The organism is Lysinibacillus sp. RS11 (assembly GCF_042019215.1).
In the GTDB taxonomy this organism is placed as follows: Bacteria; Bacillota; Bacilli; order Bacillales_A; family Planococcaceae; genus Lysinibacillus; species Lysinibacillus xylanilyticus_A.
The window spans coordinates 831,090-844,941 of sequence record NZ_CP168124.1 but is presented as its reverse complement, the minus strand read 5'-3'; the positions used below and the strand labels follow the sequence as shown (position 1 = coordinate 844,941).

Annotated in this window: 18 protein-coding genes; 3 read left to right on the top strand and 15 right to left on the bottom strand. The window is 34.7% G+C overall.

Features of this window, described 5'->3' with window-relative positions; translation table 11 throughout:
• Positions 1-1,220: 1,220 nt before the first annotated feature.
• From AB9L17_RS04145 to AB9L17_RS04105, 9 genes are all read right to left on the bottom strand, one after another.
• A complete protein-coding gene (locus AB9L17_RS04145; protein ID WP_068983421.1) occupies positions 1,221-1,637 on the bottom strand; it encodes a hypothetical protein in 417 nt (138 codons plus the stop codon).
• Positions 1,638-2,082: 445 nt separating this feature from the next.
• The gene (locus tag AB9L17_RS04140) at positions 2,083-2,595 is read right to left on the bottom strand and encodes a hypothetical protein (RefSeq protein WP_068983422.1); all 513 of its coding nucleotides are present in this window, start codon (positions 2,593-2,595) and stop codon (positions 2,083-2,085) included.
• A gap of 358 nt (positions 2,596-2,953) precedes the next feature.
• Positions 2,954-3,133, bottom strand: coding sequence for a hypothetical protein (locus AB9L17_RS04135; RefSeq protein WP_068983423.1), 180 nt, complete (start codon positions 3,131-3,133; stop codon positions 2,954-2,956).
• Positions 3,134-3,510: 377 nt separating this feature from the next.
• On the bottom strand, positions 3,511-4,803 hold the full coding sequence (locus AB9L17_RS04130; protein WP_375200753.1) for a histidine--tRNA ligase: 1,293 nt from the start codon (positions 4,801-4,803) through the stop codon (positions 3,511-3,513).
• A 453-nt stretch (positions 4,804-5,256) separates the two neighbouring features.
• Entirely contained in the window at positions 5,257-5,634 is a 378-nt protein-coding gene (locus AB9L17_RS04125; protein ID WP_068983425.1) for an enoyl-CoA hydratase, read from the bottom strand.
• Positions 5,635-5,780: 146 nt separating this feature from the next.
• The gene (locus tag AB9L17_RS04120) at positions 5,781-5,990 is read right to left on the bottom strand and encodes a hypothetical protein (protein ID WP_068983426.1); all 210 of its coding nucleotides are present in this window, start codon (positions 5,988-5,990) and stop codon (positions 5,781-5,783) included.
• A 304-nt stretch (positions 5,991-6,294) separates the two neighbouring features.
• On the bottom strand, positions 6,295-7,101 hold the full coding sequence (locus AB9L17_RS04115) for a thermonuclease family protein (protein ID WP_068983427.1): 807 nt from the start codon (positions 7,099-7,101) through the stop codon (positions 6,295-6,297).
• Positions 7,102-7,134: 33 nt separating this feature from the next.
• A complete protein-coding gene (locus tag AB9L17_RS04110; RefSeq protein ID WP_263297349.1) occupies positions 7,135-7,266 on the bottom strand; it encodes a hypothetical protein in 132 nt (43 codons plus the stop codon).
• 1,105 nt (positions 7,267-8,371) lie between these two features.
• Positions 8,372-8,953, bottom strand: a complete 582-nt coding sequence (locus AB9L17_RS04105; RefSeq protein ID WP_068983429.1) for a phosphatidylglycerophosphatase A family protein — start codon at positions 8,951-8,953, stop codon at positions 8,372-8,374.
• Between the two features lie 110 nt (positions 8,954-9,063).
• Here AB9L17_RS04105 and AB9L17_RS04100 point away from each other — a divergent pair, with 110 nt between their 5' ends.
• The 3 genes from AB9L17_RS04100 (at position 9,064) to AB9L17_RS04090 (ending at position 10,813) form a co-directional block, all read left to right on the top strand.
• Entirely contained in the window at positions 9,064-9,783 is a 720-nt protein-coding gene (locus tag AB9L17_RS04100; protein WP_068983430.1) for an alpha/beta hydrolase, read from the top strand.
• An 82-nt stretch (positions 9,784-9,865) separates the two neighbouring features.
• Positions 9,866-10,381, top strand: coding sequence for a YjcG family protein (locus AB9L17_RS04095; protein ID WP_068983431.1), 516 nt, complete (start codon positions 9,866-9,868; stop codon positions 10,379-10,381).
• Positions 10,382-10,384: 3 nt separating this feature from the next.
• The gene (locus tag AB9L17_RS04090) at positions 10,385-10,813 is read left to right on the top strand and encodes a GNAT family N-acetyltransferase (RefSeq protein WP_068983432.1); all 429 of its coding nucleotides are present in this window, start codon (positions 10,385-10,387) and stop codon (positions 10,811-10,813) included.
• Between the two features lie 121 nt (positions 10,814-10,934).
• On the opposite strand, the gene AB9L17_RS04085 is transcribed toward AB9L17_RS04090, so the two are convergent.
• The 6 genes from AB9L17_RS04085 to AB9L17_RS04060 form a co-directional block, all read right to left on the bottom strand.
• Positions 10,935-11,183, bottom strand: a complete 249-nt coding sequence (locus AB9L17_RS04085) for a stage VI sporulation protein F (protein ID WP_068983433.1) — start codon at positions 11,181-11,183, stop codon at positions 10,935-10,937.
• Between the two features lie 173 nt (positions 11,184-11,356).
• Positions 11,357-11,533: a YjcZ family sporulation protein gene (locus AB9L17_RS04080; RefSeq protein WP_083226900.1), complete on the bottom strand. Its 177-nt coding sequence runs from the start codon at positions 11,531-11,533 to the stop codon at positions 11,357-11,359.
• 65 nt (positions 11,534-11,598) lie between these two features.
• Positions 11,599-11,958 carry a stage V sporulation protein AE gene (gene spoVAE, locus AB9L17_RS04075; RefSeq protein WP_374967608.1) on the bottom strand — a complete coding sequence of 120 codons (360 nt, stop codon included), beginning with the start codon at positions 11,956-11,958 and terminating at the stop codon, positions 11,599-11,601.
• A gap of 16 nt (positions 11,959-11,974) precedes the next feature.
• Positions 11,975-12,970 carry a stage V sporulation protein AD gene (locus AB9L17_RS04070; RefSeq protein WP_068983435.1) on the bottom strand — a complete coding sequence of 332 codons (996 nt, stop codon included), beginning with the start codon at positions 12,968-12,970 and terminating at the stop codon, positions 11,975-11,977.
• Positions 12,964-13,419 (bottom strand): stage V sporulation protein AC, encoded by a 456-nt coding sequence (gene spoVAC / locus AB9L17_RS04065; protein WP_223552872.1) that lies wholly within the window; start codon positions 13,417-13,419, stop codon positions 12,964-12,966. Before spoVAC ends, AB9L17_RS04070 begins: the two co-directional genes overlap by 7 nt.
• Positions 13,419-13,823, bottom strand: a complete 405-nt coding sequence (locus tag AB9L17_RS04060; protein WP_254660113.1) for a hypothetical protein — start codon at positions 13,821-13,823, stop codon at positions 13,419-13,421. Before AB9L17_RS04060 ends, spoVAC begins: the two co-directional genes overlap by 1 nt.
• Between the last annotated feature and the right edge of the window lie 29 nt (positions 13,824-13,852).

Sequence of the window (13,852 nt, the reverse complement as noted above, 5' to 3'; positions counted from 1 at the left end):
CATCTCCAAATACTAATACTCTTCAAAACAAACAAATGTAATATTATAAAAGTTTTATTTTATCTATTAATTACTGAATTCAATAACCCTCTCTTTCTATTTTTAGGGTATAAATAAAAATTGAACAACAAAACAAAAAAGAATAACAGGCGTGTTGATTAACCATTTTTATACATTCGAATTAATTCGAAAAGGCTGATGTCTGCTACGGGCTACTCACTTTCCTGCGGGAGTCTAATGGCCCTACGCTACAATCAGTTAAAATAGAAATATATTAGCAAAATAGCAACAAGATCCATTTATCGCTCAATAATAAAACTATTTTCTCCTAATCAACACATCTGAAAGAATAATAAATTTTAACCATGCTGATAATTCCCTCTATCTATGAAATCCACTTTCAGCTACTTAGAATATAATAATCTCAATTCTGAGTCAATAAAATTAATATGGTAAAAATATGATTTTTTATTGTTTTTGTATTAATAACGCAACGCTTTCTAACCTTTAATACTATTACATCTAAAGTTCAAACCAAATACATGAGATATAATAAGCAAAAAGCATTAATTGAAACAAAAACGACCATTGTACAGAATTCGGGAGAGATAATATAAAAAAATCGCCATTTTAATTTTTCTAAAGACTTATATGATGAACTTTCATTAAAGAAAAAAGTAGAAAATTTATTAAAATTTCATTCCAATAAGTTTAAAAATCATAAACTTTTGGCAACGTTTTTTCGGATTGCTGAGCCACCACTTTTTGATCTGAAGTTGCCTGTTTTGCCAACGAACCTTGTGGTGCCCCGATTCCAACTGCACAAATTAAACCTGCCAATGCTAAATGAGGAATTTTCTTTACGTAATGCTTCTTCTTTTTCTAAACCTCCATTTATTCATTTTTGTCTCTACATAAGTAAGACGTATGCGGTCCCCCAAAAAGTTTGTTTTTGGATTGGAGGAAAAAGAAATCTTTTTTATAAGTAATACCTAAAGGGATAACGTCAGGTAAATGCGGATTTACATCGATAAGGAAAAAAAGACTATCTATAGACAGTCCTGTTATTAAGCTAACGCTACACGGATTAGGCAGTAACGATAAAGAATAAACCCTTATTCATTACGGCCTTTTAAATTCGACACCTTACAAGTAAAAAGCCGTTGCAAAAGCTCCTCTTAGCAGAAGTATCCTCTTGTGACAGCTCCAGTTACTATATATTATTTAGTGCTTGTTTCTATTTGCTTAGCCTCTGTTAATTCAACAGCTTTTGTCACCTTGCCTTCTTGTTCAAGTTGATCAAGTAGTTCATCTACAGTGATTCCTTTTTCTGTAGCCATTTCTTCTAAGTTAGCAAGTTCATTGTCACTAGAAATGTCATTGTTCGCAGCCTCAGTGTTTGTTTCTACTTGCATGGCCTCTGTTAATTCAACACCTTTTGTCACCTTGCCTTCTTGTTCAAGTTGATCAAGTAGTTTATCTACAGTGATTCCTTTTTCTGTAGCCATTTCTTCTAAGTTAACAAGTTCATTGTCACTGGAATTAGTAGTTCCAAGATCATTGTTCGCAGCCAGCGCAGAACCTGTAACAACAGATAACCCTAGTGTAAATGTAGTAATTGCTAATATTTTTTTCATAATTAAAATCCTCCTATCGATTAGATGCTATCAGTATATACCGATGCATGTTAAATCCGTGTTAAGTAAAAACCGTATACATTCCCATACAGTTTGGATTTACATAACAACGGAATTAGGCAGTAACGATCGATTAAGGATAAACCCTTGTTGGGGTAGCACCAGGAAAATGCGGATTTACAACGTTAAGAAATATACACGATTTTATGTACACTAAACGGTAAGCCATAAACGTGGAAATATTGATGTATCAAGTGTTTGTGCTTCCTGTATAAAAAGCTGTATAAAGAATGTTCATAAGAAAAGCCACGAAACGTTGATGTAACAACATTTGTGGCTTTTTGGTGTGTTTCCAAACTTCCATTTGGGAACGTTATTCGGTTTATTTATGTATACGATATAAATCCTTGTTTCACTAAAACACTCAAAAGAATATTAAAGAAACTCAATTGATCCAAGGAAGGAACTCTACCTTTACCTTCAGTTTTATATCATCAGGAGACTTTTCCTCTTCTATTAGGTAAGAGATGACATAATCGCCTTCAGGGAATCCGTCAAATACCTTCTCATAACTTTCATTACTTTTTAAAACACCATTTGTTATAAGTATTTCTTTATCATCTACATTTTGAATTTTGAATAAAAAGCTTTCAGTACCGGTATTTAATAAAGATATTTTAAATGGCATATCACGAGAATTAGAAAAATAAGATTTGCTTTCACCCATTCGAGACGCGACCTCTTCATCAATCACAAGGGGCCTAGAACCTCCCATTTGGTCTTGATACTTTTCCATATACGTGTTGACATCTAAGATAACAGGTTCCTTTTTTACAACTTCTGACACTTCTTTAGACTCTACTTTTGCAGATGGTTCTTCTGATGGAGCTGAAAATGCATTACACCCTGACAAGAGTATAATAAATGCACCTATACAAGCTAATTTATAAATTCTCATGACTTCTCCCTCTAAAATTACTAACAGCGGTAATTGTACCATAAAGTGACAAGTACCTAAAGGAAGCTTTGGATACTTTTCATTGAGATTCTATTTATATGTTACGGCCATTCAGAACAAGTGGTTCGAACAGTCTTCTTTAAAATTATTTTTCGCAGCGTCTCAGAGTGTTATTTTCTATAAAAAAACAGCTACAAACACCGATTTAACAGTGTTTGTAGCTGTTTGAAATGTTATCAAGCTTGATTTGGGAACGTTATTTTGTATGTGATTGTATAGCTTAAATAAACGCATCAATCGAACTCGATGTAGGTTTTACTCGTGTTGTGCTTCGCTTTTAAAGCATTGATTGTTTATTTTATCCGACTTTAGATTGAATGTTTTTAGTGTTCTTTTTTAATCCCGTTGCAACCCCAATCATACAAAATGTTATTGCAAGAGAAGACCAATCGAAAGTGCCTAACTTAACTAAAGCATAAGTAAAAGTGATAATAGCAAGAACCGCGATAGTGTAAAAAAAGTAAAGTAATAATTTCATAAGAAATACCTCATATTTTAATATAATCCTACAGATTGTAACATTATTCCTTTTTTGTTTCTATATCAGTCAAATAATTTCTAAACAAGTTTCCAAAACGTCGTTTAGAAAGCTTTCCTCGTAGAGTCATCAAAGTATCATTTGGGAACGATTATTAGGTTTGCTTTGTATACGTTATAAATCCTTGTTTCACTAACGCTACCCGTTAGCCATCCATGAAATGCAAAAATCAGCACTTCACCACAGAAAATGAAAGATGATTAAGTTCTTTCATGGGAATTTAATAAGAAGGTGAATAAATTCTATCTGTTTCCAAATCAGCTGAAATTAAAGCTATTTGTTGCAACATCAGGAGATTATTGCACCTATGCCTCCGTTTACCTTTTCAGTAATGGTTTACTAAAATTATAACTTTTTTCTTCAGTCGTTCCTGTCATCATATTCTTCAGTTGATATGTGTTATTCTTAACTTCTTGCTCACCTAAAACAATAACGTTCGGTATATTTTCTCGATTTGCCTTGTCCATCGCCTTGCGTAGTTTTTTGTGGCTCAGTTCAACGACCACACGTTTTCGTTGTTGACGAAGTGTTGTGGCCAGCTGTAATGCTTCCTTTTCAACACCCATAGGAATAATATAAACATCAATTTCACTTTCAACAGCAACTTTTCCATTCAATTCAAATGCTGTAAATATCACATCTAAACCAAATGAAATACCGACTGTCGGGAAGCTTTGATCGCTGCCAATCAACCCACCAATTGCATTGTCATAACGACCACCACTGCCAATACTTGATTTGATGGAACCTTCCTTTAAAAAAATTTCATAGATAGTCCCTGTGTAAATTTCAAGGCCACGTGCTAAAAATGGATTAAAAATGCAATTGTCCATTACATTTAGAGTTTGCAAATACGAATCTAACTCACGCAGCTCTGCAATACCTTCTTGCACAAAGTTATTCAACGTTGCATATTGCTCGAAATAATCAAATGCTGGTTCAGTATCTAAAAATTGTTCGATTGCAGCTAATGAATCGCTCGTTAACGCTAACTCTTCTAGCTCCTTCACTAATGTCATTCGATCAATTTTCTCCATTTTATCAAGTACTAATATAACTCTATTCATCACTGCTTCAGGTACAGCAAAACATTGCAACAAACCGTAAAGTAACTTTCGATTGTTGTACTGAATGAGAATGTCTACGTCCAGCTTGTAAAATGCATCAACTGCCATCATCATAAGCTCTGCTTCAGCAACTTGTGATTTTACGCCAACAATATCCACATCGCATTGAGTAAACTCACGTAAACGACCTGTCTTAATTGGCCCATCACGAAATACTTTACCAATTTCATAGCGTTTAAATGGCATCGATAATTCTGGATTCATAGCAATAACCTTTGCAAATGGTATTGTTAAATCATAACGTAACGCTAAATCACGTTCCCCACGATCCGTTAGAGTATACATTTCCTGTAAAATTTCTGCCCCACCTGCATATTTAGATGCCATTAAATTTTTATAATTAAGAATTGGTGTTTCCAATGTTTCACAGCCATATAAAATAAACGTATCTTCTAATGTTCTACGAATTGTACGGCGAATAGCTTCTTGTTTAGGTAAATAATCTTGCGTTCCTCTTACATTTTGGTAATCCATCTTTTTCATCATATCTTCCTCCTCGTTTTAGCAAATAAAAAAACCGTATAACACTAAAGCTCTAAAACGGCTTTAATTATACGATTCAACGGGAAAAAGTCTTCCTATTCAATATTAAAAAATTAATAAAGATAGCAAGACTAATCAATATGATGATGTGTAGTTTTTTTAATTATTGAGAAATATACGACCATAATTTTTACCTCCTTTTAAATTGAATTAATAATACAATATATGTTAATAAAATACAATTGGAATATTTATAAAATATTGTTGAACAACACTCTTCAACTAACCAGCACTGTTAGTGAAAAAGCGATTGCTCTAATTGAACAATCGCCCCCGATAGTTTACGTTCATTTATTCACAAACTATCTGCTTTTACATCTATTAACTCTTTTTAGTTATGCCAGGAATGCTATCCCGTAGATTTCGATAGTGCTTCCGTTACTATAATAAAGTTTAAAGAATTACGCCTGATACATCTCCTTTCAATACTTCTTTTTCATTCTGATTTTTACATAAAAAGGATGCAACAAACGCTGTTCTATTATTTTCTTGCCTTTCGTATTGCTCAATTTTAACTATACAAACGATTGTATCACCTGTAAAAACAGGTCTTAAAAACTCAAAGCTCGTACTACGAGCCAGTACGTTATTATCTCCAGCTATTTTTGTTGGCAGAGTTGCCGTTAATAATCCTTGAATGACAAGTCTTCCTTGTTCATCTGGAGTTATGTGATGTATCCCTGCATCCCCTGAAATCTCAGTAAATAATTCAACATCCCTTACTGTAAAAGTTCGTTCAAACGTAATTATATCTCCTGCTTTTAATGACATTTTAAACTCCTCCCACTGTCTGGTTAATCACGATGTGAATATTACACCAATACCAGACTTTTTTAGGTAATATATTCCACAAAAAGTCCAAAAACCCTTCTTCAACTAACCTTTTCCTTCATTTATGAAGAAAAAGGCTCTACCCATTATGAAGTAAAGCACTCCGTTAACCATCCATGAAGTGCTGGATCTGCAAAAATAGATTGAGAAGGACCTTTTGCAATAATCTCTTTCCAATCCCCACAAATAAATTCCGCTTGGTTATGTCTAATATGATCCGCAATAGCATCAATTTTTTCTTTTGAATTATCCACCGTAATAAATTTTACTGTTGGAGAATGGAAGAAAGTATCCAAGAACTCCCTACACCAATACCAGTTCCAACCTCAAGAATTTCACCTTGTGTTATTTGTCCAACGAGAACTGATAATAGTCTTCCAGCTTCATCTGAACAGGAATTTTTTACAAAACTACAAATTACAATAATTTGCTTAAATAAAAAAATGGAGGAATTGAACGGACTCAATTTCTCCATTTTTCTATTCAAAGTCAGCTATACACTAGTCTAATAAACCTTACTGACAAATAATGCAGCTTTATTTTAATAATTCTTATATCATCTAAGAAAAAAATCACTTACTATTAAAAGGTCTATCAATCTTATCTTGTAGCTGGAAGAAACCCAGCAGCTTCGGCTTCTTCTTCAGTACAGAACATTTCTTCTGCTACTGTATTGTCATAATCACGTTGTCCAGGCATATGGTAAATTTTATTACCTTTTGAATTAATATTACCTTTAATTACACAACTGTTTTTATTAGCCGTATTAGATTCGTCATTTTCTGTCTTAGAATTATCTTTTGTTGCAGCATAATATGCATCTTTATCATAACCACGATTTGTTACATAGTCTTCAACTGACCAAATACCAATAGCAGATTTTTGCGCAGTTTTTTGAATCGATTTAAACCAATCTACATGCTTCGTATTTGGATCATAAATATAGGCCACGCGAGCTAATCCATTTTTCAATAGTTGCTCTTGAACACTAATACCATCTTTAGTATAAACATATGCTAGTAACCTTTTATATTTATCACGATATGAAACGTCGAATTCTAAATAAACCGTATCTTGACCAGCTAGTAGCTGCTTTGTAAATTCTTTAGCTTCTGGCCCATAAGGTTGCTCTCCTAACGTTTCGTGATTAGTTTCAGGGGTATCTACAAGAAGAAAACGTACTTTTTCTGGGCTACCATTATATTTTATTCTTATTGTGTCGCCGTCAATTATATCTTGTAGTTCGTATTCTTCAAATTTACTCACATCGTGCTTTTCAGCCGTTTCCATTGTTGAAGCTACAATTCCTTGTATATCTTCAGTTTCAATAATATCTGTGCTAGTTTCTTCCGTACATCCACTTATAAGCAATGTAGAAAAGAACAAAGCCAAATAGAATTTTTTCAAATCAGTATCCTACTTTCTTAAAGATAAAATATATCATTTATTTGGTTCATCACCAAAACGTGTGGTTGATTTCCGTTCCGACTGGGCGCTTTCCTGGGGGCGTCCGATGAGCCGCTTCACTCGCGTTGCTCGCTCCAGGGTCTCATCTGTGACGCTGATCCCCAAGGAGTCACCCAGCCTCCACTCCAATCAACTTATTTATATAGTATATGTTTTAACAAATGTCATCCACAACTTTTGGTGATGAGCCATTTATTTTCCTTATGTATCATTTTCTAGAATTCAAATACTACGATTCCAAGTTAGACAATGCCTCCGTAACCAATCTGATACCTTTAGTGCTTCAAACATTTTAGTTTGCCACTTCCAACTCTATGCACATCAAAATTAAAAAGGTGATCAATAATTTGTCACCTTTTTAATTCCTTACGACACATTCCTTAATAGTTTTTATCGAAATTAAATATCTTATAATCTTATCTTCAATAGTATTACTCACATTTTCCTATTAATAATATAATTTCTGATCCTATCTTTTCATAAAATCAAAAATCCCCAGTTAAATGATAATTGAAGACCTAAAAATTTATCTGAATATTAAATACAACACAACAGCAAAAATAATCGTTCCGCTAGTGATTAACGTCTTAATATCTTTGTCACTCATTTTCAGTACCTCTCCTCTTACTACTTTATTTAAGTCTATTATCAATAAAGCCCACTAATATCACAATGAATTTGATTTGTTTTTGCTGAAGAGTTTTTCAATCGTGATTAGAGTATTACCCTACTCATTAAAAAAACTTCAGTTTCAAAAACCGAAGATCATAATAATTATATAATTAAGCAATATTTACACATCACAACTTAGTACATCATTATTCTACATCAGTAAATATGTACACTTTCATACATATATAATGAATCCAGATATAGCAAAAATAGTTCCCTTACAACTAACGAATCAAAAGTCCGAAAGAGTTTCACGATGTTTGTTTCTATTGTAAAATATCAAGCTATTACATTCAAGCTATGTAGGTGCAAACAACTCAATGATTTTGGGATACTTCAACTAGCTGACTATTTACTATCTCATAACGTGTCTGTCTATTTGCTACTTCCATATATTTTTGCTTTTCTATCATCGCATCTAATGTTAACGATTACGTATAAAGATTCCGTGTGTGAGTATACAAAACAATTGTCTAAGCATACTAAAAACAGAGCCTCCTACAGTAATGAGGAGGCTCTGTTTTTAGTAAAGACTTTGTTAAATCTCGTTATGTGATTTTGGTTTTGGTCCTAGCTCTTCTGGCTCAATATCAGCAAATGTCTCGCCCTCTTCTTCCAAGTCACGCATACGATGTGCTATACGTGATGCGGCAGAAGCTGCGATACTGCCAACTAAATCATCTAAAAACGTATTTACATGATGTCCAGGTTCTGTATCTAACTTTTTAATAATACCGATTTTTTGCTTGTCTAAGTGTCCGAAAGTTGTAACCGCTATGCTACCATATGTAAAAACAGATCCAAGTGCGATTGTTTCATCCACACCAAATAAACCTTCGTCAGATTCTATTATTTGCTGTAATGGTGCAGATAATAACTTTTTCTCTGCAAGTTCATCTAATTCAATACCTACTAATAAAGCATGTTGAACTTCACGTTTACGTAATACACGCTCGACAGAATGAACACAGTGTTCTAATGTTAAGCCTTCATTATAGGTTTTTTGCATTTCATAAACGATTTTAGCAATATCCTCGAGCGATACACCGCGACGAATGAGTGCAGCTTGGGCTGCCTTCGCTACTTCATCAGAATGTATGCGAGTACTTTTATTATGCATAACCAACCCTCATTTCGTTTTTTTGCTAATAAAGTGCTAGCCTCACCTATTATACCTTTACTTTCGTATATGGTACAATTTTGTTACAAACACATGAAGGAGTGTCATCATTGGATAAGGGAACTGTACAGGATTTAAAGTTCTATAGTGAAGCGTTGCAGGAGGAATTACAGTTATATATTTATGTCCCTGCAAATTATTCCCCACTATATAAATATAATATTTTAATTGCATCAGATGGTAAGGATTATTTCCAACTTGGGGGAATCACAAAACTTGCTGATGAACTTATCGATGACTATGAAATCGAAAATTTAATTATCGCGTTCGTTCCATATAAAGATATAAAGGATCGACGTCACAAATATATCCCTAGTGGAGAGCAACATGAAGCTTATCTGCGTTTTTTAGCACATGAGCTTGTGCCATATTTAGATGCTGAATTTGCAACTTACCAAATGGGCATGAGCCGTGGATTGATAGGTGACTCCATGGCTGCAACTGCTTCCTTAATGGCTGCTTTAAAATATCCAAGTATTTTTGGTAAAGCCATTTTACAGTCACCATATGTCGACGAAGATGTGCTTAAAGCTGTTGAAAATTTTAAAGATCCAGGAACAATTTCTATTTATCATATTGTCGGAAAAAAAGAAGACCAAGTGGTAACAATGGACAAAACAATAAAGGATTTTTTAACACCAAATCGTCAATTGCATAACCTTATGTTAAGCAAAGGATTCTCTACATTTTATGATGAGTTTGACGGCAATCATACATGGAAATATTGGAAACCTGATTTACGGCGCGCATTAATTGAAAATTTCAATTAATTTGGGCTATTCAAATTACGAAAAGAGAAATTTCTGTTATACTTTAATAGTAAATTTGTTTATTTTCGGGAGGTAATGGACTATGAAGTACGGTATTGTGGCGTTTCCATCAAAAAAATTGCAAGATTTAGCTAACACTTATCGCAAACGTTATGATCCGCATTATGCGAAAATTACACCGCATATGACGTTAAAAGACAGCTTTGAAGCAACAGATGAAGATATTAATTCCGTTGTAAAGCAATTAGATGAACTTGCTGCCAAATATGCACCTTTAAACATTCATGCATCACGCATCAGTTCGTTTTTCCCTACAACAAATGCAATTTATTTCCGCATTGATCCGACAGAACAATTAGAAGCATTTCAGTATGCACTAAATGAAAAAATTCCGTTTGGAGAAACTAAACATGTTTTTGTCCCACATATTACAATTGCTCAAAAAATGACAGCCTCAGAGCACGATGACATCTTTGGGCAATTACGTATGACAGGCGTTGACGAAAAAGATACGATTGATCGCATCCATCTTTTATATCAATTAGAAGATGGCTCTTGGACAACTTATGAAACATTCCGATTGACTGGGGATGAGTAAAACTTGTATAACGTTAAGATTGTTGAAACGACAAAAGAACATGATGATGCGATTACAGTCCGCAAAAAAGTTTTTGTAGAAGAGCAAGGTGTGCCGCTTCATCTAGAATGCGATGCTGAGGATGCATCCGCAACGCATTTCATTATGTATGAAGGTAATGAGCCAGTAGGTGCCGCACGTTTGCGTAGTATTGAAAACGATGCTGCAAAAATTGAACGTGTCTGTATTTTACAAGACCAGCGTGGCAAAAACCTAGGTGCTTTAATAATGAAGGAAATGGAGAAGCATGCCATTTCCATTCAAATGAAAAAACTAAAACTCCATGCACAAAGCTATGCTATTCCTTTTTATGAAAAGCTTGGCTATTCGGTAACATCTCCTGAGTTTATGGACGCAGGTATTCCACATCGTGCTATGGAAAAAAACATTTAACAAAAGGGTGTTACGAAAATGCTGATGCATATCGTAACACCCTTTTTGTAAAAGTTGAATGATAAATGAACATCCATTTAACCAACCTTTTTGATATTTCTTTGCATGTGAATATATCATACTATTTCATCATTTTAGTAATTTTATCGAAATCTAGTGAATCACCATCTTGAATAATAGATTGTACTATTTTATCCTCAAGCTCTTGCGAAACTTGTCTTTTGGATATCTTACTTACACGTCGTACGATTTTTCTTACTTGTTTTTCATTTGTAAAATCTGCATGTTGAATTGCATTTGCTAATGCGAAGATTTCCTCCATTGAAACCCCAGTTTTTTGTTCAATTGAATTAAAAAACCCGCGATGCATGTTCCCCCTCCTATCAGTTAAAATTTTAATTTTTTCCACCGTTGTTTTCATACAAAACATTTAACAATGAGTGAAGGCTTTAAACTTTATTCAGATAATGAGTACTCTGAAGAAAAGCTAAAGCCTTTTATCTACTGTCACATTTAATCAATTATTGCGTCTGCGATGTTACATTACATGAAAGTAGCGCCGACAATAATTAGAAGAATAAATAGGACAACAATTAGGACAAATGTTGAGCTATTGCCATGACCACAATAGCCGCCGTAGTATTCGCCTCCACAATAACTAGCGTTATAGCTACCAACATTTCCTCCATACGGTTGTGCGCACCAGCCTTGATATCCCATAAAAATACCCCTCCCTTCTACAACCTATAATATGTTTTCGTTGTAGAAATGGGTGGGGTATTCGTCTAGTCAATATTTCCTTTTGGTTTAAAAATTAAAGCGCCGATAAAGCCAAACACTATGGCAGCACTGATTCCTGCACTTGTTACTTCAAACATCCCACTCAACACGCCTACAAGACCGTGCTTCTCTGCCTCAGCCATTGCACCATGCGTTAATGAATTTCCAAAAGATGTAATAGGCACTGTTGCACCTGCACCTGCAAAATCAATTAGAGGTTCATACAAGCCCATCCCGTCTAAAATTGCTCCCACTACGACTAGCGTACTCAATGTATGTCCGGGTGTTAATTTACCAACATCCATTAATAATTGACCTATAACACAAATAATGCCTCCTACAATAAATGCAAATACAAATGACATAACCATAGCTTTTACCTCATTTCATTGTAATTTCAATTGCATGTGCCGTACATGGAATTGTTTCACCCTGTTGAAACGAAAGCGGGGACAGTAATGCTCCTGTTGCTACAAGAAGTACTCGCTTATAGGTACCTGCTCGCATTTGTTGGATCACATAACTAAAAAATATTGCTGCTGAACAGCCTGCACCACTTGCACCAGATTGGAATGATTCATCCTGTCCATAAAATTCAGCACCTGCATCACGTAAAAGTGTTAACTCCTCATTCTTTACGCCACTTTCAACAAGCATTCCTTTTAAAAGTTTCAAGCCAAGTTGACCTAAATCACCTGTTAAAATTAAATCATAATTGTATATTTTTTGATTACGCTGCTCTAAATGTGATTGAATCGTTTGAAAAGCAGCTGGTGCCATTGCAGCACCCATATGAAACGGGTCATCCATACCATAATCAATTGATTTTCCAACTGTTGCTGCTTCAATAGAAGGATATTCCTCATGATGCTTACCAATTAGCGCAAAACCAGCAGCTGTTACCGTCCATTGAGCAGTTTGAGGTTTTTGCGAGCCATAATCGACTGGATAGCGGAATTGTCGTTCAACTGCATTATGTTGACTAGATGCACCAGCTAGCGAGAAATTTGCGGCACCTACTTCTGTTAAAAGGCTCGCAACAATTACTGAAGAAACAGAGGTAGCACACGCAGAGAACAATCCAATAAAAGGAATAGCTAAATCTCTAGCTGCAAAATTGGTCGGTGTCATTTGATTAACTAAATCGCCACCCATAAAGTAATCAATGTCCGGATTTTTCACGCCAGCTTTTTTCATGGCAAATTCACAAGCCTCTTCAACCATTTTTCGATGACCCTGTTCATTTGTTTTCATTTCCCAACGCTCGTCATCATAAATCGCATCAAAATATTGACTAAATATACTACGTTTCTCTAGCGGGCCTGCTACCACACCACCCGCTAGTAAGGACGGTTTCGATTGAAAGACAATTACCATGAAACCACTCCTATCGTCACAAGAATATATTTAATAAGGCCAACAAAAAAAGCAGATACAACACCAAATAATACAACTGACCCCGCTAATTTAAATAAATTTCCACCAACACCAAGCACTAATCCTTCAGATCTATGCTCAATAGCAGCTGAAATCACAGCATTCCCGAACCCTGTAACAGGCACAGCCGATCCAGCTCCAGCAAATTGACCGATTCTCTTATATAAACCAAAGCCCGTTAAAATCATGGCGAAAAACACCATTGTTGCAACTGTCGGATTTCCTGCTGTCGCTTCCGTAAAGTTAAAGAAAATCATATAAAAAAGTGAAACAGCTTGTCCGATTGTACAAATAAGACCTCCTACAAAAAAAGCCTTTGCAACATTCTTTAAGTAGGGTGGCTTCGGTGTGACATTTTGTTCTAGCTTTTTATATTGCTCTTTCTCCATTATGACTCCTCCTTTGAAAGCTCTTTCAATTCCTTAATTTTATCGTTCAGTTTATTATCTTCAATTTTATCCTTTTTTATTTTATTGGCTTCATAAAATATTTTAAAATCAGCTGAAACCAAAACGTCTTTATTCGGATATTTTTCATCAAATTCCTTTTGCAACTTTTTCTCTAATTTAGCCTTTTTCCACTTATCCCATGGTTTAATTTGAACTGCTACAAGCATACTATCGTCATATTGGATAACCGTTGTTTTATCAACAAAGTCATGTTCTTTTAAAATGGCTTCAACTTCCTTTTCATTATCCGGTGAACCGTAGACAATAAATTTTTCTTTCTCATTGCAACTACTTAAAAGCGACACACTAACTAATAGAGGTAACATTATTCCTAATAGCCTCAAGATTTTACCCTCCTTTTCTTTACAGTTTC